At 29.8% G+C, this 17,791-nt stretch carries 26 protein-coding genes, 2 tRNA genes and 1 pseudogene; 19 read left to right on the top strand and 10 right to left on the bottom strand.

The window, feature by feature from the left end:
• Positions 1-130 precede the first annotated feature (130 nt).
• Both arfB and EW14_RS01970 read left to right on the top strand, forming a co-directional pair.
• Positions 131-559, top strand: a complete 429-nt coding sequence (gene arfB, locus EW14_RS01965; RefSeq protein ID WP_042849839.1) for an alternative ribosome rescue aminoacyl-tRNA hydrolase ArfB — start codon at positions 131-133, stop codon at positions 557-559.
• A gap of 72 nt (positions 560-631) precedes the next feature.
• Positions 632-880, top strand: coding sequence for a DUF1651 domain-containing protein (locus EW14_RS01970; RefSeq protein WP_025891419.1), 249 nt, complete (start codon positions 632-634; stop codon positions 878-880).
• 21 nt (positions 881-901) lie between these two features.
• On the opposite strand, the gene EW14_RS01975 is transcribed toward EW14_RS01970, so the two are convergent.
• Positions 902-1,771 carry a type II CAAX endopeptidase family protein gene (locus EW14_RS01975; RefSeq protein ID WP_042849840.1) on the bottom strand — a complete coding sequence of 290 codons (870 nt, stop codon included), beginning with the start codon at positions 1,769-1,771 and terminating at the stop codon, positions 902-904.
• 165 nt (positions 1,772-1,936) lie between these two features.
• Here EW14_RS01975 and EW14_RS01980 point away from each other — a divergent pair, with 165 nt between their 5' ends.
• Entirely contained in the window at positions 1,937-2,719 is a 783-nt protein-coding gene (locus EW14_RS01980; protein WP_042849841.1) for a glycosyltransferase family 2 protein, read from the top strand.
• Between the two features lie 17 nt (positions 2,720-2,736).
• On the opposite strand, the gene EW14_RS01985 is transcribed toward EW14_RS01980, so the two are convergent.
• Positions 2,737-2,931 (bottom strand): hypothetical protein, encoded by a 195-nt coding sequence (locus EW14_RS01985; protein WP_042849843.1) that lies wholly within the window; start codon positions 2,929-2,931, stop codon positions 2,737-2,739.
• 1,214 nt (positions 2,932-4,145) lie between these two features.
• Between EW14_RS01985 and pip the strand changes: the two genes are divergently transcribed.
• Positions 4,146-5,096, top strand: a complete 951-nt coding sequence (pip, locus tag EW14_RS01990) for a prolyl aminopeptidase (RefSeq protein WP_042849844.1) — start codon at positions 4,146-4,148, stop codon at positions 5,094-5,096.
• A gap of 22 nt (positions 5,097-5,118) precedes the next feature.
• Here the strand turns inward: pip and EW14_RS10185 are convergent, their stop codons facing one another.
• The gene (locus tag EW14_RS10185; protein WP_197049603.1) at positions 5,119-5,292 is read right to left on the bottom strand and encodes a hypothetical protein; all 174 of its coding nucleotides are present in this window, start codon (positions 5,290-5,292) and stop codon (positions 5,119-5,121) included.
• A gap of 128 nt (positions 5,293-5,420) precedes the next feature.
• The gene (locus EW14_RS01995; RefSeq protein WP_042849845.1) at positions 5,421-6,917 is read right to left on the bottom strand and encodes an FAD-binding domain-containing protein; all 1,497 of its coding nucleotides are present in this window, start codon (positions 6,915-6,917) and stop codon (positions 5,421-5,423) included.
• Between the two features lie 87 nt (positions 6,918-7,004).
• Between EW14_RS01995 and EW14_RS02000 the strand changes: the two genes are divergently transcribed.
• Both EW14_RS02000 and thiD read left to right on the top strand, forming a co-directional pair.
• Entirely contained in the window at positions 7,005-7,628 is a 624-nt protein-coding gene (locus EW14_RS02000) for a TenA family protein (RefSeq protein ID WP_042849846.1), read from the top strand.
• A gap of 51 nt (positions 7,629-7,679) precedes the next feature.
• Positions 7,680-8,459, top strand: coding sequence for a bifunctional hydroxymethylpyrimidine kinase/phosphomethylpyrimidine kinase (gene thiD, locus EW14_RS02005; protein ID WP_042849847.1), 780 nt, complete (start codon positions 7,680-7,682; stop codon positions 8,457-8,459).
• Positions 8,460-8,477: 18 nt separating this feature from the next.
• Here thiD and EW14_RS10005 read toward each other — a convergent pair whose 3' ends face one another.
• A complete protein-coding gene (locus tag EW14_RS10005; RefSeq protein WP_032515599.1) occupies positions 8,478-8,663 on the bottom strand; it encodes a hypothetical protein in 186 nt (61 codons plus the stop codon).
• Positions 8,664-8,845: 182 nt separating this feature from the next.
• Between EW14_RS10005 and EW14_RS10190 the strand changes: the two genes are divergently transcribed.
• The 3 genes and pseudogenes from EW14_RS10190 (at position 8,846) to EW14_RS02015 (ending at position 9,985) form a co-directional block, all read left to right on the top strand.
• A complete protein-coding gene (locus tag EW14_RS10190) occupies positions 8,846-8,989 on the top strand; it encodes a hypothetical protein (protein ID WP_197049604.1) in 144 nt (47 codons plus the stop codon).
• 80 nt (positions 8,990-9,069) lie between these two features.
• A pseudogene (locus tag EW14_RS02010) lies at positions 9,070-9,537 on the top strand (cupin domain-containing protein).
• Between the two features lie 70 nt (positions 9,538-9,607).
• Entirely contained in the window at positions 9,608-9,985 is a 378-nt protein-coding gene (locus EW14_RS02015) for a hypothetical protein (RefSeq protein WP_042849848.1), read from the top strand.
• Positions 9,986-10,134: 149 nt separating this feature from the next.
• Here the strand turns inward: EW14_RS02015 and EW14_RS10010 are convergent, their stop codons facing one another.
• On the bottom strand, positions 10,135-10,377 hold the full coding sequence (locus EW14_RS10010; RefSeq protein WP_042849849.1) for a hypothetical protein: 243 nt from the start codon (positions 10,375-10,377) through the stop codon (positions 10,135-10,137).
• A gap of 27 nt (positions 10,378-10,404) precedes the next feature.
• Between EW14_RS10010 and EW14_RS02025 the strand changes: the two genes are divergently transcribed.
• The 4 genes from EW14_RS02025 to EW14_RS02040 all read left to right on the top strand — a co-directional run bounded on the left by EW14_RS02025 (position 10,405) and on the right by EW14_RS02040 (position 12,288).
• Complete coding sequence (locus EW14_RS02025; protein WP_042849850.1) at positions 10,405-10,698, top strand: hypothetical protein; 294 nt, start codon at positions 10,405-10,407, stop codon at positions 10,696-10,698.
• Between the two features lie 131 nt (positions 10,699-10,829).
• Positions 10,830-11,177 carry a hypothetical protein gene (locus EW14_RS02030; RefSeq protein ID WP_042851280.1) on the top strand — a complete coding sequence of 116 codons (348 nt, stop codon included), beginning with the start codon at positions 10,830-10,832 and terminating at the stop codon, positions 11,175-11,177.
• A gap of 45 nt (positions 11,178-11,222) precedes the next feature.
• Complete coding sequence (locus EW14_RS02035; protein WP_011817861.1) at positions 11,223-11,507, top strand: DUF3764 family protein; 285 nt, start codon at positions 11,223-11,225, stop codon at positions 11,505-11,507.
• Positions 11,508-11,985: 478 nt separating this feature from the next.
• Positions 11,986-12,288, top strand: a complete 303-nt coding sequence (locus tag EW14_RS02040) for a hypothetical protein (protein WP_042849851.1) — start codon at positions 11,986-11,988, stop codon at positions 12,286-12,288.
• Here the strand turns inward: EW14_RS02040 and EW14_RS02045 are convergent.
• The 4 genes from EW14_RS02045 to EW14_RS02055 form a co-directional block, all read right to left on the bottom strand.
• A complete protein-coding gene (locus EW14_RS02045) occupies positions 12,285-12,470 on the bottom strand; it encodes a hypothetical protein (RefSeq protein WP_042849853.1) in 186 nt (61 codons plus the stop codon). The genes EW14_RS02040 and EW14_RS02045 overlap by 4 nt on opposite strands.
• 28 nt (positions 12,471-12,498) lie before the next feature.
• On the bottom strand, positions 12,499-12,636 hold the full coding sequence (locus EW14_RS10195) for a hypothetical protein (RefSeq protein WP_197049605.1): 138 nt from the start codon (positions 12,634-12,636) through the stop codon (positions 12,499-12,501).
• 205 nt (positions 12,637-12,841) lie between these two features.
• Positions 12,842-12,913, bottom strand: a tRNA-Thr gene (locus EW14_RS02050).
• Between the two features lie 10 nt (positions 12,914-12,923).
• Positions 12,924-13,005 (bottom strand) — tRNA-Tyr (locus EW14_RS02055).
• Between the two features lie 101 nt (positions 13,006-13,106).
• On the opposite strand from EW14_RS02055, the gene aroQ reads away from it, so the two are divergent.
• The 6 genes from aroQ (at position 13,107) to EW14_RS02085 (ending at position 17,775) form a co-directional block, all read left to right on the top strand.
• On the top strand, positions 13,107-13,547 hold the full coding sequence (gene aroQ / locus EW14_RS02060; RefSeq protein ID WP_042849854.1) for a type II 3-dehydroquinate dehydratase: 441 nt from the start codon (positions 13,107-13,109) through the stop codon (positions 13,545-13,547).
• A complete protein-coding gene (locus tag EW14_RS02065) occupies positions 13,548-14,156 on the top strand; it encodes a tRNA-(ms[2]io[6]A)-hydroxylase (protein WP_042849855.1) in 609 nt (202 codons plus the stop codon).
• Between the two features lie 17 nt (positions 14,157-14,173).
• Positions 14,174-14,929, top strand: a complete 756-nt coding sequence (gene cobI, locus EW14_RS02070) for a precorrin-2 C(20)-methyltransferase (protein WP_042849857.1) — start codon at positions 14,174-14,176, stop codon at positions 14,927-14,929.
• Positions 14,929-15,414: a DUF1823 family protein gene (locus EW14_RS02075; RefSeq protein WP_042849858.1), complete on the top strand. Its 486-nt coding sequence runs from the start codon at positions 14,929-14,931 to the stop codon at positions 15,412-15,414. The genes cobI and EW14_RS02075 overlap by 1 nt, the downstream gene beginning before the upstream one ends.
• Before the next feature lie 73 nt (positions 15,415-15,487).
• Entirely contained in the window at positions 15,488-16,861 is a 1,374-nt protein-coding gene (gene der / locus EW14_RS02080) for a ribosome biogenesis GTPase Der (protein ID WP_032515588.1), read from the top strand.
• Positions 16,861-17,775: an energy-coupling factor transporter transmembrane protein EcfT gene (locus EW14_RS02085; RefSeq protein ID WP_042849860.1), complete on the top strand. Its 915-nt coding sequence runs from the start codon at positions 16,861-16,863 to the stop codon at positions 17,773-17,775. Before der ends, EW14_RS02085 begins: the two co-directional genes overlap by 1 nt.
• Positions 17,776-17,791 lie beyond the last annotated feature (16 nt).

The raw sequence follows: 17,791 nt of genomic DNA on the forward strand, positions 1-17,791 counted from the left end.
TGATACGGCAATTACACCGAATTTCGGTTTACCTAACTTAACCGCCCAGTATTTACCGATCGAATTTTAAGGTATGTTTTAAAGTATTAAGGAGATGATTCTAAAGATCTAAATCAAAAAGGAACTAAAAATGGATTTAAAAATTACTAAAACATTAGTAATCCCATCCAACGAAATTAAATGGCGCTTTTCCAGATCCTCCGGTCCTGGAGGACAAAATGTAAATAAAATTGAAAGCAGAGTAGAGATTATTTTTAATTTAGAAGATTCCAAAGTATTAAATGATTATCAGAAAGAAATTCTTAAGAAAAACTTGAAAAAAAAATTAGTGAATAATAGCTTACGTTTAGCGGTTCAAGAACACAGAAATCAATTATTAAATAGGCAGCTAGCTTTAATGAAATTTAGTTCAATCATAAAAAATGCTTTAAATAAGCCATTTAAATTAAGAAAATCTACACAACCTACTAAAGCATCACAAAAGAAAAGAGTTGAGGTTAAGAAAAAACGTGGCGAATTGAAAAAAAGTAGACAAAAAGAAAAAACATATCAAATATGAATAAACTAAATAAATATTTCCATCGCAAATTGTTAGGAAAGCATATTATTAATGTAATTTCATTTTGGTTTATTGAATACAACTAATGATTTCTGGTTAATTGACTCCAATTTTGTAGGGGTGATGCGTTTCTACAAAGATAGAGATAATTCTGATAAATCTATTGATTATATGTTTATTGAAGAAGGAATTATTATGGGAATTCATGGAGAAAATCCTCCATTAATGAAAACTAGAAAAAAAATTGTTATTGAAGAAGCAAGATTATTATGGCAAAAATTGTTAAATGAAGGTTGGCAAAAAACTAATAAAAAATGGTGAGGAATTATTTTAAAAAAAATTTTACTTAAAAATTGATATTGTCTTTTTAAAGTCTTTTAAATAAAAAAAACAAAAAATAATCAATAAGGATATACCAAATATTCCTCCAAGAGGATTTGTATTTAAATTCCCTGGTCCTATTAACCAATTTGGAGCATCTTCTGAGATTTCTAATAATCCATTATTTGTTAGGAACCATAATCCTACCAGTCCTCCATGTAATCCAATACATCCCCACAAACAAGACCTATCTTTTAATCTAATTAGAGCTAATAAAATACCAAGTAAAAATAATCCTGTAAGTATGCTTAAAATTTGCCAAAAGGGTAAATCAAATCCAATATGGACAATACTAAAAACTGATGCTTGTGCAATAATTGCATTTTTTAAGCCAAATTGTTTTTTTAATTCTTCCAGAAGCCATCCCCTAAAAATCAGTTCTTCTGCCAATCCGACCCCTATCATAAGAAGTATTCCATTAAAAAAAATATCAGGATATATTTCCCCAATCCAATATCCAGATTTTGTCCCAATTATTGTAATTAAAATTAGAAATATCAAAATTGATGACATTATGAGACCTCTTAGAAAATATAAAATCAATTTTCTATTTTTATCTACGGTATTAATACCAAGTAATGTCCATGTATTTTTAATATTCCAACGAATATAAAACCATTTAGGCAATGAAATAACAAATATTAGGAAAGTAAAAATTGTTCCAAGTAAAGAAAGACTTTCTTTGTCTAATCCTATTAAAAGTGTTGGAAAAGCAAGAATCCAACCAAATATATATAAAAATGGTATAAACGTGATTGTGGATAATAATTTCGGACCAGAAAAAAATAATTTCAGATATATATTTTTAATGTTTTTAGAAATAATTTTCATATTTAGATATTTTTTTATATTAAAAATAACTTATTGCAAATACACAAACTATTCTAGGGAAAAATATTTTTTATAACCAGATAAATTTAATTAAGAAAAATTTTTTTTATAGCTTTTATCTTTTGATTAATAATATAATTTTTTTCTGGTACATAATTTTATTAATTGCAAAAAGAACTCGATTATAAAGAAAATCAACAATTTCATTTTAATATTATTGTCCCAGTTTTTAATTCCGAAAAATATTTAGAAAAGTGTATTAATTCAATAATTAAGCAATCATATAAAAATTTTACAGTAAAAATAGTTGATGATTGCTCTACTGATTCCACTTTTGAAATAGCGTCTAAGATATGTGCAAATTATAAAAATTTTGATGTTTTCACGAACTCAAGGAGACTAGGAGCATTAAATAATATTTCTAAATTGCTTGGATTTAGTGTTAAAGATCCTTCTAATACTATTGATATATTGATTGATGGAGATGACTATCTATATAGCGGTGATGTTCTAAGTATTATTTGTGAAAAGTATTTAAAAACTAATTGCTTAATAACTTATGGGTCACATTTGTCATCAAAAGGTGTTCAAGGGAAAAAATATCCATGGCTTATAAGAAACTTTAATTTATATAGAAAATATTTCTGGTATGCATCTCATCTAAGAACATTTAGGCATGATTTATGGTTGTCTTTAAATCCAAATGATTTATTAGATAAAAACGGAAAATATTTCAGTGTTGCATGGGATTTAGCAATAATGTTCCCAATGCTAGAAATGGCAGGAAATCGGCAAGAGTTCATGCAGGATTTATTGTATGTTTATAATGATCAAAATCCTATAAGCGATCATAAGATTAGAAGAAAAGAGCAATTATTAGCAGCAAAAGAAATAAGAAGAAAAAAGAGATACAAGGAGAAAACTTTTCTTAAAGTTTGTTATTTATAAAAAAGAACATTTTTTAACTATATTTTCCAATTAATTAATGAAAAGATTAGTTCAAAAAAACTTAATTTTTTGATTTTATTTTTAGAGTTTTTGCATTGAGTTGGGCGAGTTAAATCTCTATAAAATTTACGAGTTATTTTATCTTCTTTCTCATTAGGCCAAAGTAAGTCTGAGCACTCTCCATATTCTTTTTTATATCTTTCTTTATTCAAGTGTTTTTTTATATCGTAATAATTTAAATTTTACTTATTGCAAATGCTTGAAAGTGATGTTTATTGAATTTGTGTATTTATTTTAAATTTATGCTTATTAATCTTTCAACTTTAATTTTTACATTATTATCTCCTTTACTTATTGTTGCAGTAATAGTATCTGTTTACTTATTTCATTAGGAATTATTTATCAAATAAACTTAATTGATTTAAGGGTGTATGATGCCTACTTTTTCTAATGCAAATGATAAAACTGCAATTAAAGCCATTAGTGTTAAGATCTTGTTCTTTTTGATGAAATCCATAATGCATATTAATAATCTATTTATTAAATTCTTATATAAAATAATGAATAATTAAAATTATTATAACAATTAAGATGGAACCCATATATTTAGGAGATTTAATTCCCTCAATAGCTTCTTATAAAAAGATTATTGAAAAATATAATAAAGGTATAAAAGAAGGGGAATTTCATTAAGAACCTATTGGCGGAGATTTTAATTACCCTGATTGGTAAATATGCTTAATACAAAAATAACTTTTGCCTTGGCAGATTGTATTAGAGAGTAGCGCAAGTGCCGTTATAAGAATCCTTAAATTGATAAGTGTGTAAAATTTGTTAAGTGGAAAATGGAAGATTATAAACTTTTCATAGTGAAAAAGAATAATTGAATCTATTTTTTGCTCTATGAATCTGAATAACTAAGAATTATAGACTTTAATTTTTATATTTATCTTTAAAAAACAAGGGATCATTAAAATCCTCTTACAAATCAAGAAAAAAGTAAATCAGCATATTTACGGATTTACTGAAAATATAAAAAGGAGTAATTTATAAATGTTGAGTTCGGAGGCAATCTAAATGATTGATAGTCCGCCTGAAATTTAGCAAATTCCAAAATATAGGAAGCGTATTCCTGAGAATGGGATTATTCGAAAATTAAAGTTCAATCAATTAGTCTGATAAGACTTCGCTTTATAATTACTAGCGACAATAGGGACTTAAATTATCGAGAGAAATCCCCGAATTCACGTATTATAGGTTTATGAGTAAATAAACTTTAAAATATGTAATTTTATATCCTGTAAGAAGGAAATCAAATATTAAAAAGGACTGTACAAGCAGTCCTTTTTTTGTTTAACAAATTTCTTCTAAACTAGACTTCTTTTTGGATAATATGGGTTAATAAAGTGATAAAAAATATTTCAAAATGAAAGATCAAGTCTTGTTTCCAAAAATTGAAGTACGTGAAAAGGGTTTTTTACAAGTAAGTGATATTCATACTATTTATTGGGAAAGATCTGGTAATCCAAAAGGCAAAAAAATTCTTGTTATTCATGGAGGTCCAGGAGGAGGAAGTCAAACAAGATATAGAAGATACTTTGACCCGGATAAATTCGATATCATTCAATTTGACCAAAGAGGTTGCGGTTCTTCAACTCCTTTCTCCGAATTAAAAGAAAATACGACCAATCATTTAGTTGATGATATTGAGAAATTAAGGGTCCTTTTAAAAATAGATAGTTGGCATTTGTTTGGAGGATCTTGGGGCTCAACACTTTCACTGATATATGCGATTAAAAATCCCTCAAGAGTTATCAGCTTAACTTTGCGAGGAATATTTTTATGTAGAAAGTTTGAATTATTGTGGTTCTATCAATATGGTGCAAGTGAAATATTCCCCGATGAATTTGAAGAATATATTTCTGTAATACCAAAAGAAGAAAGAAATGATTTAATAAGTTCTTTTTATAAATATCTAACATCTTCAGATCCGAATCTTAGATCAAAAGCAGCAGCAGCTTGGACAAAATGGGAACTCTCAACAAGTCATTTAATAAATAAAAAATTTGATTTTGATAAGTCTGAAGTTAATTCTTTTTCAGATGCCTTTGCAAGGATCGAGTGTCATTATTTTATTAATAATATTTTCTTAGAAGATGATTTTATTTTGAACAATATAAAAACAATAGAGTCGATTCCAACAAAAATAATTCAGGGTAGGTATGACGTTGTATGTCCTGTTAGGAGTGCTTGGGATCTAAATAAGAAATTAAAGAATTCTGAATTAATTATTGTTGATGATGCTGGTCATTCAATGAGTGAAAAAGGTATTACTATCGAACTAATAAAAGCTGTAAAAGGAATTCAAAATCTCTAAAAGAGAGAATATCCTTTAAAAATTAAAGGCCATTATCTTCAATATTTTGTGCAATACTCCTAAGAAGTTCGACGATATCAGAATCTTCGCATTTAGTATCTTCTTTGAGCAAAATGCACTCGTCTCTAATACTTACATTAGTACTCCACCATATACCTGAACTATTGGTATCGTCCCATTCAAATCTTCCAGACATAATTAATAAAATCTAATAAATACATTAAAGCTTGCATTAGCTCATCGTGGATTTATATATTTAATTTCAAAATTTAAAAAAATTTCCTAGGCGCAAAAAAGGAATCTAGAAATTTCTGACAATAAAATTTAGAAATCTAATTTCAATTCGTATTGTTTTTCCTTTTCCTCAGAAAAAGTTTTTTTATTATTTATATTTTTTCTAAGCCTTTTTCTAGAGCCATGCTTTAAATAAATTTCTTTTGAGATATCCCAATATCCATCCTTTTTTGTGATTTCCTGGATTTTCTTCTTTGCAGTTTTAGTGCTATTTGGGATGTCAATTATTGGTCTTATGTAATTAATTTGTTCATATTCTTCTTTATTAAATCTAGATAATAGCCATGGTTCATGAATGAAATTAAGTGTTATATTCTTTAATTCTGGTATCCATTTTTTTATAAATTTTCCTTGAGGATCATGATCTTTTCCCTGCTTAATAGGATTATAAATTCTATTGGTATTTATAGAAGTAGTTCCAGATTGCATTTGGCATTGGTTCCAATGTATTCCAGGCTCATAATCTACAAATTTATTTGCTAATTCAGAACCTGAATCTTGCCATGGTAGCCATAAATTATAGCTAGCAAAAGACATTAACATCGCTCTCATCCTGAAGTTAATCCATCCATTGAAATTTAATGAACGCATACATGCATCTATAAAAGGAAAGCCCGTATTACCTGAACTCCATGAATAAAGTAATTCATTATTTTTTTCTCTAATATTTTTAAAAAAAGGATGGTATTCCCTAAACTCAAGTTCTGGTTCACTTTCAAGTTTCTGAATAAAATGACAATGCCAAGTTAATCTGCTTTTTAACATCCTGGAATTATTGTTTTTTGATATATTTGTCTTTTTAAATATTTCTTTTAATGAAATGCATCCCCAACTAATGTATGGGGATAGTCTTGTACAACTATCAAATGATTTTTCTGGGCTAGATATATCTTTTGAATAAGAATCTAATTTATTACTAAAGAAGTATTGTATTCTCTCTAAACCTTTCTTTCTTCCACCTTGCATTCTCCCTGGACAAGTTTCTTTTTTAAAGGTAAAAATTTCGTCTGAGGGTATTTCTCCAATATTAAAGTTAATAGAATTAATTCTTAATGGAGCTTTAAGTAAGTTTTTTTCGGAATTTTCTTGCCATTTTTTAGACCAATTATTCCTATCTAAATTTCCTCTAAAAACTGAAAATTGTAGAAATTCCCTCCAAATAATATTTTTGCTTAAAGCCCATTCTCTTACTTTTTGATCTCTTTTATAAGTAAGCCAATCTCCGGTTTCTTGATGGCTAAAGATACCTTTGATTTTAAATTTTGTACTAATTTCATCAAAAATATTAATAACATTGCCAGTCCTAATAATTAATGGTTGTCCAATCTCAGCAAGTGCATTTCTTAAATCTATTAAACTTTCTTTGCAAAATTGCCATTGTCTATCTGAATGAGTATTTTGGCTCCAAATATCTAACTCAATAATATAAATAGGTAAAATATCATTATCTTTTATAGCCTCACAGAGAGCTTCGTTATCAAAGATTCTTAAATCTTTCTTAAACCATAAGATATTTATTTCTTTCATAAATTTTTTGTTTTAATCCTAGAAAACTAAGATTAAGTTTGTAGGTAAAAAATATAAAAAATTTTAGAATAACTAAAAATCAAAAAAATGAAAATAACAAAAAAACTTTGGGAGGATAATTATGAGATTGCTTTACTAAGTTTAAATACAAAATTTGTTCAAGGTCTAAAGAATGGAAGTCTCCCTAAAAATATATTTCAAGAATATTTAGCTCAAGATTATTTCTTTTTAGAGACTTTTGCTAAGGCTTATGGTCTTGCTGTTTCCAAATCAAAAGATAAGTACTCAATAAGGAAGTTAAGTGAACTTTTAATGGGTGTTTCAGAGGAGTTAATACTTCATGAAACGTATGCAAAAGAATGGGATATTGATTTGTCTAATAACTATATAAAAAAAGCTACTAAAAATTATACAGATTTTCTTGATAATACTTCCAAAAAACTTAGCTCCGTTGAAATAATGTTTGCAATGACTCCATGTATGCGACTTTATTCTTGGATAGGAAAAAGGTTGTATAAGGAGGATTTTGACATTAAATATAAAGAATGGATAATTACTTATTCTGATGAGAGCTTTGAAAAGCTAGCAGATTCACTTGAAAATCTTATTGAGACTAATAAAGAAACATATGATATTAATCAGGCTAAATATTTATACAGGAGAGCTATGGAATTGGAGTTAGATTTTTTTAATGCATATTCAGATTTCTAATTTAAATTTAGAATATTTTTATGATATTGATAAATCTTTGTTTGTTAAACTATGTATTCTAAAATTGCACTTTCAATAGGTGGTAGTGACTCCGGGGGTGGAGCAGGCATACAGGCTGACTTGAGAACTTTTATGGCCCTTAAAGTACATGGATGTTCTGTTATTACATGTATTACTGCGCAAAATAGTATAGAGGTGAAATGCGTTGAGCCGGTAGATAAGAATACTTTATTAAGTCAGTTCGATACTTTATTTGCTGATTTTGGTATTGATGCCTTAAAAACTGGAATGTTATTAAATGAAAGGATAATTAATGATACTGTTTCAAAATTAAATAAATATAAAATAACCAAAATTATTGACCCAGTAATGGTTTCAAGAACTGGTTCAAAATTACTAGAAGATTCTGCGATTAATGCTTATAAAAAACTCTTATTACCAATTGCGGATTTGGTAACTCCAAATATTTATGAAGCAAATCTACTTTCTGGTTTAGAAATAAAGAGTAAAGAAGATATCGAAAATTCCGCAAGAAATATTATTGGTCTTGGAGCTAAAGCTGTACTTATAAAAGGTGGCGGTTTGAAAGATATGAAAGGGCAGGATTTTTTTCTTGACTTAAATGGTAGAAAAGAGTGGCTCTTTAATAATTTTATAAATACAAAAAATACCCACGGTAGCGGCTGTACTTTGAGTGCTGCTATTTGTGGTTACAAGGCTTTAGGTTTTGGTCTACTTGATTCCATACAAAAAGCAAAATTATTTGTTGAGAAATCTTTAGAAAATTCTTATAAAATAGGATCTGGTCCTGGTCCCTTAGGCCATCATTAATTATTTATAAAAGTGGAGTTAGAACCACCATTTTCTATAGGGCTTTTTTAAAAATAAGATTTCTTCAGTCTCCCATCCTCCCTCCAACCACTCAAGATGCTCAAGTAATAAAGACTCACTTTCCCTTTTGCTTAATTGCCCAATTCTATTAGCAATACCATCGAACCTTACTTTCATCAATTCCTCAATCTTGATGTTATTCATAGGTTAAATAATAAATTTTTTCTACTCTTACTTGTATACATTTTCTTGTCAACGATTTAATTTTATTTGTTTACTAGCAGTTCTTTAATATGTATTAAATACAACTTTTTAAAATAGATAGTAATTAAGACTTATTCACATAGATTTAATTAAAGACTAATTTATATAAAAATACTTTAACTATGAATAAAGAAGAAACTGCAAAGCAAAAAACCATTTTAAATGTAGGCTATTGTGAAACGACCTCTGAATGGCTCAATAGAATCATTACTGATCTGGCAGATGAAAATAAAAATTTTGTAGATTTGTCAGTTATTTGTGCTTAATTTTTTAGAAAATATAGTTTATTTTGAGTTTTTTTCAGTTGCTTTTAAGTGTAAGAGAAATTTAAAAGATATTTTGTGATGTGAATCCTAATAAAAAAAACATAGAAATAATTAAACAATTCAATTTATCTCCTCATCCTGAGGGTGGATGGTTTAGAGAGATAGTGAGGAGTGAGAATTCTCTAATAAGGGAAGATGGTCAAAGTAGAAACTTTATTACGGGAATTTATTATCTTTTGGAGAGAGACGCAAAAAGTGCTTGGCACAGAGTAAAAAATGCTGATGAAATTTGGATTTATTTAAGGGGCGATCCTCTGAATTTATGGTGCCTAGATAATGATAATAAGTTAATAAGAAATTTAATTTTAGATTCCAATAATCCAGTAGAAATGATCCCATCCGGATATTGGTAAGCTGCAAAAAGTAAAGGCGAATTTACTTTAGTGAGTTGTTGTGTTGGCCCGGGCTTTGATTTTAAGGATTTTGAATTACTCAGAAATACAAATCATACTTCTAGATTGGATAAAGCAATTAATGATCTTATTTGAGACATTTTTTTGTTTATATTTTTTAAATTATCCTCTAGATTTATAAGGCTACTCAATCAATCTATATTTAATGAATCAAAATTCTGTCAAAACAATTGGTATTAATGATGAACCAAGAAAAGATTCATACTTAGTATATGTAAATCAGGCTGATGGATTAAAAGGCATCCTTAAAAGGGATTTTGATGAATGGTCGAATTTTGATGGTTGGGAAAGTATTTCAGTTCAGCAATGGATTTTTTCTAAAGCTTTAGAGGTTTTCAAAGGTAAGAAAATTGATATTAAATGCGACTGTTGTGAACATAATGATTTAATCCCAAATGATTTTGAGAGTATTAAAAAAGAAAAATGTTTTGGTAAAAAAAGTGCTTACATGATTGAAAAAGTTGTAGATGAAATTGTATTAGCAAAGGCAAGAAGAGAAAGTGATGGAACATATTCTGCGTAAGATTCATAAATATCTATGGAGTGAAAAATCTATTATTTACCAGTGAAAATTATCAGAAGAACCAATCGTTAAATTTCTAGTGGAAATCTTATGGAATTTAAAGTGTACCGAATCACTGAACTCCTTTTCATCCGAGTAATTCACAAGATCTACTGGATCGATGTTTTCATCGAACCATGCATCATATTCAATATGGTTTGGTTCAGCAAAATAGCCCATATCCAATTAATAGCTTCCAAAAAACGTATAAACGGTACATGCGATACCAAATTAAAATTCTTAATTTTTAGATAATCTATATTTTTAACTTTTTCATCAAGATTAGTTGCTAAAAAGATAAGAGAAATATCTATAAATTCATGTCTCTCGATACATCCATGGTTTCTATCCATCCCCACTTCACAATCAAGGATGGGAAGATGGACCAGTGCATAGCTCTTTTAGAAGAAATTTTGGTACTGACAAAATCTAATGAACCTGACTGCCTTTTTTTTAATATCACTACATGCGGCCCAAATAAGGCTTATGTAAGAGAGGCATATAAAGATGGTGCCGCTGCTTTATTTCATCTCAAAAATATGGGACATGTGATTCCCCAGCTTTTTGAAGTGTCAGATATTACTGTGCAGGTCCATGGCCCAGCTAAGGAGATTGAACCCTTGAAGGAAATACTCCCTGAAGCTGATTTCTATGAAGCAATATCTGGATTCTGATAAAGGTTATTTTATTGACAGTCGATCGATTGGGGCTTTTAGCTCCTTTTTTTTATTTAGGAATTCAAAATAAATTAATCTTCCCTTTACTTATACCAAGTAGCTTTATTATCAGCACGAAAATTATTTTTATGGCATCAACTTTTTATATTGTTCAACATGAATTTAAGGCAGGAAAAGCTGAAAAATGGTGGGAAACAGCTTATGCGGCAATGTCACCAGGTGGTGGATGGGATGATGCGGTAGCAGCTAATAAAGAAAAAGGATTTTTTAACCATTCTGCAAATGCGGTAACTAAAACTGGTCCTGTATATTGTTTTTGGGAAGTAAAGGAGGGTATTTCTGCTGAAGATTTTCAGGAGTTTATAGATGGACCCTCTGGTCCAGGGTTCGGACAGGATGCATTGATGAATATCTGTAAACCAATTGACACATCATTAATGAATGGACAAACTCCTTATCCACCAGTTTTTTCTTAATTATTGACAGTCGATTTAAAATAAATAGCAATTAGCTTTTTTTTTATGACTATTGAAACTACTGTTTTCACCTTTAAACTTTCAAATACATTTGAGGAATGGGTAAAAATGTTTGATAGTCCAGAGATAGATGCATTTCATAAAACGGTAGGACTTACTCCTCTATATCGTGGCAAAAGTTTAATTGATCCCAAAGAAGTTATTGTTATTCATCAAGCTGAAGAAGGTGTAGCTAAGCATGTTTTTTCAGATCCTGAAACCATTAAGAATATAGAATCTGGAGGACATATTTATAGCACAACGAAAATCACAAGTTGGGTTTCTGATTAGTTGAAAAACTAACTATACAAACTTATAGAAGTTTAATGCGAACAGGAGTTCCATATAAGATCTTTAAAACAAAATTACGACATGGCAGAGTTTAAGGATAAGAGTATTAACTAATTAATCTGACTAAATTATTAATAAGAATCTGAGTGCTAGAGGTAACCATAGACATATAAGAAGCATTATTAAAAGAGTAATGGCATGGATATTTGGAATGTATTGCTCTTTAAAAATTTGTGTTTTCATGGTTTATCTCGCCTTCTTAAGTTTGATTTCTCTCCTGATTAGCAAAGCAATAACTACAACACACATGTTTATTAGAAATAAGTCTAATGGCATTTAATAAAAAAAGTCTCTAATCAATTAATAGCAAGATTATTGATCTACGAATCAATAAATGATTTTTAATGTTTATTGGCTTAATAAAACGAATTTAAAAATTATATTTATGCTTAAATATCTCAGTTCTCTAAACTATTAAATGGCTTATTCAGAAACAAGAATAGTAATAGGCGGTTTAGCTCATGTGCCTGTTCTTATTTTTATGGCCAATTTTATTAAAGGTAAGTTTGGAATTAAAACTGAAGTGACAAAAGATTCTGTAGTTAAAGGAGAGCCAGTTAAAATTATTAAGGTAAGTGATACTGTAGTTAAAGAAGGAAAAGCAGAAGCTATTAAAGAAATCTCTAACAAGCTTGACAGTATTGAACAGAAGGCTGATGAGGTTTATGAAAAGGTAAAGAAGAAAAAGAAAGATAAGAAGAAGAAGAAAAAAAATAACTAAATTGAGATCCTATCAAGCATCAATACATCTTGAACTTGGATTGTATCTCTCTTATCTTCGTCTTCGGGATCTTTATAAGATTCAATTTCGGCTTGAATTTTTCTTTTGTAAACTCCTTTTATATAGTCCATTCCTCTTTTATCTTTGTCCATAATTGAGAATGGTGATCTTTTAAAGTTCATAACTTTCTCCTAAATAAATAAAATTTAATCAGCTCCAATTTTTATCAGATTCAACAAAACTATCCAATGTTTGCTGATTCCTGATTTCTTCCTCAAGAAGTTCTTCTTCTGACCTTTCATCAATCTCAGATTTATGATCTTCTTTTAGTGTGGATTTCGTAGACATTTGCCCATGACGACTACATCTATGTTCTAACTAGTTAGAGAGGCCATTCGACTAATAAATATGTACGGTTTGAGGTACTCCCATATACGGATAAAGGATCAACAAATGAATTTAAATATGGGTAAAATGGAATGAATTCTAATTTAAAAGTTTATTAGGATAATCTAATTTTTTATAACTTCATTCGTAGCAATGCTTTTGGCCATGCCCTCATCGGGACTTGAACCCGAGACCTCTCCCTTACCAAGGGAGTGCTCTACCGCTGAGCTACAAGGGCAATTTTAAAGTGGGCCGGGTTGGATTTGAACCAACGTAGGCAGAGCCAGCGGATTTACAGTCCGCCCCCTTTAACCACTCGGGCACCGACCCCCACTATTTGAACTTATCAGTTAATGGTCACTTTGTGTGAAAATGTTTTGGTTTTTTTGTTTCTTTCTAGATAGCATTTAATAGGAAAGACTTTATTGCAAATGAATATTTTATTGATAAATGGCCCAAACTTAAATTTATTGGGAACTAGAGAACCTGAAATATATGGTAATAAAACATTGAGTGATATAGAACAAGATCTAACAAAAGTTGCCCAAGAAAAGAGTATTTATCTTGAATGTTTTCAAAGTAATCACGAAGGAGAAATAGTAGATAAAATTCAGGAGTCTGTAAAAAGTATCCAAGGAATTCTTATAAATGCTGGCGCTTTTACTCATACCTCGATTTCTATTCGTGATGCTTTAATTGGATCAAAAATTCCGTTTGTAGAGCTACATATTTCAAATATTTTTAGTAGAGAAGATTTTCGTAAAGAATCTTTTCTTACAGATAAAGCTATAGGAATTATTAGTGGATTCGGCATATCAAGTTATTCTTTAGCTCTTGAGGGAATCATTGGATATTTAAGTAGTAAAGATTAAATGCTAGTCGATTTTAAAAGGCCAACTTCTCACATTAAATATTTATCGTCATTCACCTCAGATGATTGGATCAAACTCGCATTATCTAATCCAATAGATATTCTTATTGACCATGCTCATTGTGAAAGAAAAGCAGCAGGAGTAGCTATTCAATTGATGTTTAGATATCCATCAGAACCAAATCTAGCAGAAGTTCTAAGTCCAATAGCGAGAGAGGAATTAGAGCATTTTGAAAAAATACTTTATTTTTTAAAAGACCTTGGACATTCTCTTGAGTCCTTAAAGCCGCCTCCATATGGAGCTGAATTGTCCAAGAATATAAGAAAGGAAGAGCCCAATAGAATGCTTGATAGTTTCTTAATAGCAGGACTCATTGAAGCTAGAAGTCATGAAAGATTAAGCTTGCTTGCGCTGAATTCTGAAGATAAATCGTTTCAAGCCCTTTATAAGTCTCTGCTAGAGAGTGAGGCAAGACATTTTGGATTTTATTGGAAACTAGCGCAAACTAAATTCTCTAAAAATCAAACTTTCAAAAGGTTAGAAGAATTGTCTGAAATTGAGTCTGCAATACTTGCTGAAACTTTTATGATGCCAAGGGTCCATAGCTAGAAATAACTAAATTAAAAATGATAAAAAATAAGTTTTTAAGTTTACTTAATCGATATAAAACCAATTTACCAACATTGACCATCGTTGGTGTTGGGCCCGGAGATCCATCGCTTTTAACAATTGCTGCTGTAGATGCAATCAAAAAGGCGAAAGTTATAGTTTTTCCAATTTCAGATGATAATAAAAAGAGTTTCGCTGCAGAAATAGTCAAGAAATACACCAAATTTAAAAAAAATATACCTATCATCTTTCCAATGGCTAGGAAGGATTTTGATCCAGATGAAATATGGTCTAATGCTGTAGAAAAAATTGTGAAATATATACAAAATGGAGAATCAGTTGTTTTACTTTGTCTTGGAGATACTTCCCTATTTGCAAGTTCTTCGAATATTTTGAGGTTAATAAAAAATAATCATGCTGAAATTATTACCAAAACCATACCTGGTATTTCCTCTATTTCAGCAGCAGCAGCCTTGAATGATTTTGACCTGGTAAAAAAAGGCGAGACATTGATCATCAAAGAATGCCCTTCTTCAGAATCTGAATTAACAACCCTAATTAGGGAAAGTAAAGCAAATAAAACGGTATTGGCAATTATGAAAGTTGGCAAAAGATGGAATTTAGTCAGAGAAATTTTAAAAAAAGAGGATATCATCAATACATCATTATTAGCTTTAAGTGTTGGGATGCCTGATCAAATTATTCAATATGCATCACAATATAAAAAGGAATTTATGCCTTATTTCTCTTTGATTTTGATAAGGTTGGATTAATGTATAAAAAAGAAAAATTAGTTGAAAATCAATTTACATGGCCAATATGTAAGGATCTATTATTTCTTGTTCTCGAAGATAAGGTTAGTGACGTATTTGTTTGTGAATTAGTTTGGGAAAGACTTTTTTATACTAAAGAAATATCTATGAATGATTGGTCCTTTAGTGCATTAACTCCTTCTTATTGGTCCAAAAAATTTGAAAAAGCTCCCCAAATTATTTCAGAGCGACCAGCCTCAGTACATTTGACTAGATCAATTCCAAAAGACTATAAAGGAGGGTTAAAAAATTTTCTTAATTTTAAAGGTTATAAGATTAATGAACTCTATCCAAGAAGAACTAGAAGAGCGACGGCAGTAAATTGGTTGATTTATTGGGCGATTGAAAATGATTGTTTTTCAAAAGATAGTGGATTATTGCCAAGTCTTAGTTCACCACCTGTAAATCCAGTTAAAGGACATTTTGGTGATCCAGAAATCAAATAAGTTTTTTGAAAAAGGTAAATGATTCTATTAAAGGTATAGTTGTAATGGATACTACTTTCTTTGGAGAGAAGAATTGATTCTTCCCACAATAGCAATTATCGGAAGACCTAACGTTGGGAAATCTACCTTAGTTAATCGTCTTTGCCAAAGTAATGATGCAATAGTATTTGATAAGCCTGGTGTTACAAGAGATAGAACTTATCAAAATGCTTCATGGGGAGGTAAGGAATTTCAAATAGTTGATACTGGAGGTTTAGTTTTTGATGATGATAGTGAATTTCTCCCAGAGATAAGGACACAAGTCTTCTTGGCTCTAGAAGAGGCTTCACTCGCGTTACTGGTGGTAGATGGGAATCAAGGCGTTACTGATGGTGATTTATCAATAGCAAAATGGTTAAGAAACTCAAGCTGTAAAACAATTGTTGCTGTTAATAAATGCGAATCGACTAATCTAGGAATATCCCTAGCTTCGGAGTTCTGGAAATTAGGATTGGGCGAACCTAACCCTGTTTCGGCTATTCATGGTTCAGGTACTGGAGATCTTTTAGATCTCGTTATTGGAGAACTTCCTGAAAATAATATCCAGGATGATGAAGAAAAGATAATGATGTCAATTATAGGTAGGCCTAATGTTGGTAAATCTAGTTTGTTAAATTCAATCTGCGGAGAAAAAAGAGCAATAGTTAGTGATATTAGTGGCACGACAACTGATTCAATAGATACGCTTATTAAAAAAGGTGATAATCATTGGAAAATTATTGATACAGCAGGAATTAGAAGAAAGAAAAATGTTAAATATGGTACTGAATTCTTTGGTATTAATAGGGCTTTTAAATCTATAGATAGAAGTGATGTTTGTGTTTTAGTTATAGACGCTATAGATGGAGTAACTGATCAAGACCAGAAGCTGGCTGGGCGCATAGAAGAACAAGGCAGAGCTTGCATAATTGTTGTTAATAAATGGGATCTTGTAGAAAAAAATAGTTCAACAATTTATCAAGTAGAAAAAGAACTTAGATCTAAACTTTATTTTTTACACTGGTCAAAAATGATTTTTATATCTGCTCTAACTGGTCAAAGAGTTGATAATATTTTTGAGCATGCTCTTAATGCTGTAAATCAACATAGAAGAAGAGTTACAACATCTGTAGTTAATGAAGTACTTAAAGAATCAATCAGTTGGAAAAGTCCTCCAACGAAGAGAAGCGGCAAACAAGGTAGGCTTTATTACGGTACTCAAGTAAAGAACAAACCTCCCACTTTTACTCTTTTTGTAAATGACCCTAAATTATTCGGAATAACTTATAGAAGATATATTGAAAAACAAATTAGGGTGAATTTAGGCTTTGAAGGCACACCCCTCATTTTACTTTGGAGAGGAAAACAGCAAAGAGCTTTAAATAAAGAAGTCGAAAGAGAAAATATTGAGTTAATTCAAAAAGATTAATGAATTTGCTAACCAAATTTTCTCTTGGTCAATACGTTCATGGTAATAGAAGTTGGCTAAGAATTATAGATAGTAGATTAAAAATAATTATCGTAATGATATTTTTAATCACTCCAATTTGGGCAGGTCCAATATGGAGATTGAGTTTAGTTGGTTTTTTACTATTAATTACTTTTTTAAGTTTATTGCCATCTAGGGTATGGTGGCGATCATTATTTTTTCTCTCATTTTTATCACTATTAATTGGATGTATATCAATACTTGCCTCGTCTGATATTCAATCTCTTGATGGCTACTTAAGAAATCCCAATGAGTTGCAAGTAGTACTGGAAAGCCAAAAAGAATGGAATATTTTGCAAATTCCTTCACAGAAGATATGGTTTATTAATTTTGGTCCCTACAACTTATCAAGAAAAGCATTTGAACTAGGAATAAAAACCTCTACTTTGATATTTACCGTTATTCATAGTGTGAATTTGATGCTTTTAACCACATTACAGGAAGACATTGTATGGGGATTAAGTTGGTTTATGTATCCATTAAGAAAGATTGGATTGCCAATTAGTAAATGGCTTTTTCAGTTGTTAATTGCATTACGTTTTATTCCTCTAGTGCAGGAGGAATTTCAAAATATCATTAAATCAGTGTCAGTTAGATCAATAAATTTTCGAAATTTAGGATTAAAGAAATCCTTTAATTTTTTATTAATCTTAGTAGAAAGGTTATTTAAAAATATATTTCTGAGAATTGATCATGGAGCAGAATCATTACTCTCAAAGAAAAAAATTATTATAAAAACTAACAGATTTAGAACTCTTTATCCTTCAAAAACTCTCAATGTAATTGTTAATACATTATCGATTTGTTTTATTTGCATAGCAATTTTTCTTAGAAAACTGTATGGTGCATTATAAATAACACAATATTTTA

Source organism: Prochlorococcus sp. MIT 0604 (assembly GCF_000757845.1).
In the GTDB taxonomy this organism is placed as follows: Bacteria; Cyanobacteriota; Cyanobacteriia; order PCC-6307; family Cyanobiaceae; genus Prochlorococcus_A.

What these genes read in the sequence shown, in the direction of transcription:
- EW14_RS02030 (WP_042851280.1), top strand. Translation starts at nt 10,830, where the DNA reads ATGGCATCAACTTTTTATATTGTTCAACATGAATTTAAGGCAGGAAAA.
- EW14_RS02025 (WP_042849850.1), top strand. Translation starts at nt 10,405, where the DNA reads ATGGACCAGTGCATAGCTCTTTTAGAAGAAATTTTGGTACTGACAAAA.
- EW14_RS02075 (WP_042849858.1), top strand. Translation starts at nt 14,929, where the DNA reads ATGTATAAAAAAGAAAAATTAGTTGAAAATCAATTTACATGGCCAATA.
- EW14_RS10185 (WP_197049603.1), bottom strand. Translation starts at nt 5,292, where the DNA reads ATGTCTGGAAGATTTGAATGGGACGATACCAATAGTTCAGGTATATGG.
- EW14_RS02000 (WP_042849846.1), top strand. Translation starts at nt 7,005, where the DNA reads ATGAAAATAACAAAAAAACTTTGGGAGGATAATTATGAGATTGCTTTA.
- EW14_RS02040 (WP_042849851.1), top strand. Translation starts at nt 11,986, where the DNA reads ATGGCTTATTCAGAAACAAGAATAGTAATAGGCGGTTTAGCTCATGTG.
- EW14_RS10190 (WP_197049604.1), top strand. Translation starts at nt 8,846, where the DNA reads ATGAATAAAGAAGAAACTGCAAAGCAAAAAACCATTTTAAATGTAGGC.
- EW14_RS02035 (WP_011817861.1), top strand. Translation starts at nt 11,223, where the DNA reads ATGACTATTGAAACTACTGTTTTCACCTTTAAACTTTCAAATACATTT.
- EW14_RS10195 (WP_197049605.1), bottom strand. Translation starts at nt 12,636, where the DNA reads ATGTCTACGAAATCCACACTAAAAGAAGATCATAAATCTGAGATTGAT.
- EW14_RS02015 (WP_042849848.1), top strand. Translation starts at nt 9,608, where the DNA reads ATGAATCAAAATTCTGTCAAAACAATTGGTATTAATGATGAACCAAGA.
- EW14_RS02085 (WP_042849860.1), top strand. Translation starts at nt 16,861, where the DNA reads ATGAATTTGCTAACCAAATTTTCTCTTGGTCAATACGTTCATGGTAAT.
- EW14_RS02065 (WP_042849855.1), top strand. Translation starts at nt 13,548, where the DNA reads ATGCTAGTCGATTTTAAAAGGCCAACTTCTCACATTAAATATTTATCG.
- cobI (WP_042849857.1), top strand. Translation starts at nt 14,174, where the DNA reads ATGATAAAAAATAAGTTTTTAAGTTTACTTAATCGATATAAAACCAAT.
- thiD (WP_042849847.1), top strand. Translation starts at nt 7,680, where the DNA reads ATGTATTCTAAAATTGCACTTTCAATAGGTGGTAGTGACTCCGGGGGT.
- pip (WP_042849844.1), top strand. Translation starts at nt 4,146, where the DNA reads ATGAAAGATCAAGTCTTGTTTCCAAAAATTGAAGTACGTGAAAAGGGT.
- arfB (WP_042849839.1), top strand. Translation starts at nt 131, where the DNA reads ATGGATTTAAAAATTACTAAAACATTAGTAATCCCATCCAACGAAATT.
- aroQ (WP_042849854.1), top strand. Translation starts at nt 13,107, where the DNA reads ATGAATATTTTATTGATAAATGGCCCAAACTTAAATTTATTGGGAACT.
- EW14_RS01975 (WP_042849840.1), bottom strand. Translation starts at nt 1,771, where the DNA reads ATGAAAATTATTTCTAAAAACATTAAAAATATATATCTGAAATTATTT.
- EW14_RS10005 (WP_032515599.1), bottom strand. Translation starts at nt 8,663, where the DNA reads ATGAATAACATCAAGATTGAGGAATTGATGAAAGTAAGGTTCGATGGT.
- EW14_RS02045 (WP_042849853.1), bottom strand. Translation starts at nt 12,470, where the DNA reads ATGAACTTTAAAAGATCACCATTCTCAATTATGGACAAAGATAAAAGA.
- EW14_RS10010 (WP_042849849.1), bottom strand. Translation starts at nt 10,377, where the DNA reads ATGGATAGAAACCATGGATGTATCGAGAGACATGAATTTATAGATATT.
- EW14_RS01995 (WP_042849845.1), bottom strand. Translation starts at nt 6,917, where the DNA reads ATGAAAGAAATAAATATCTTATGGTTTAAGAAAGATTTAAGAATCTTT.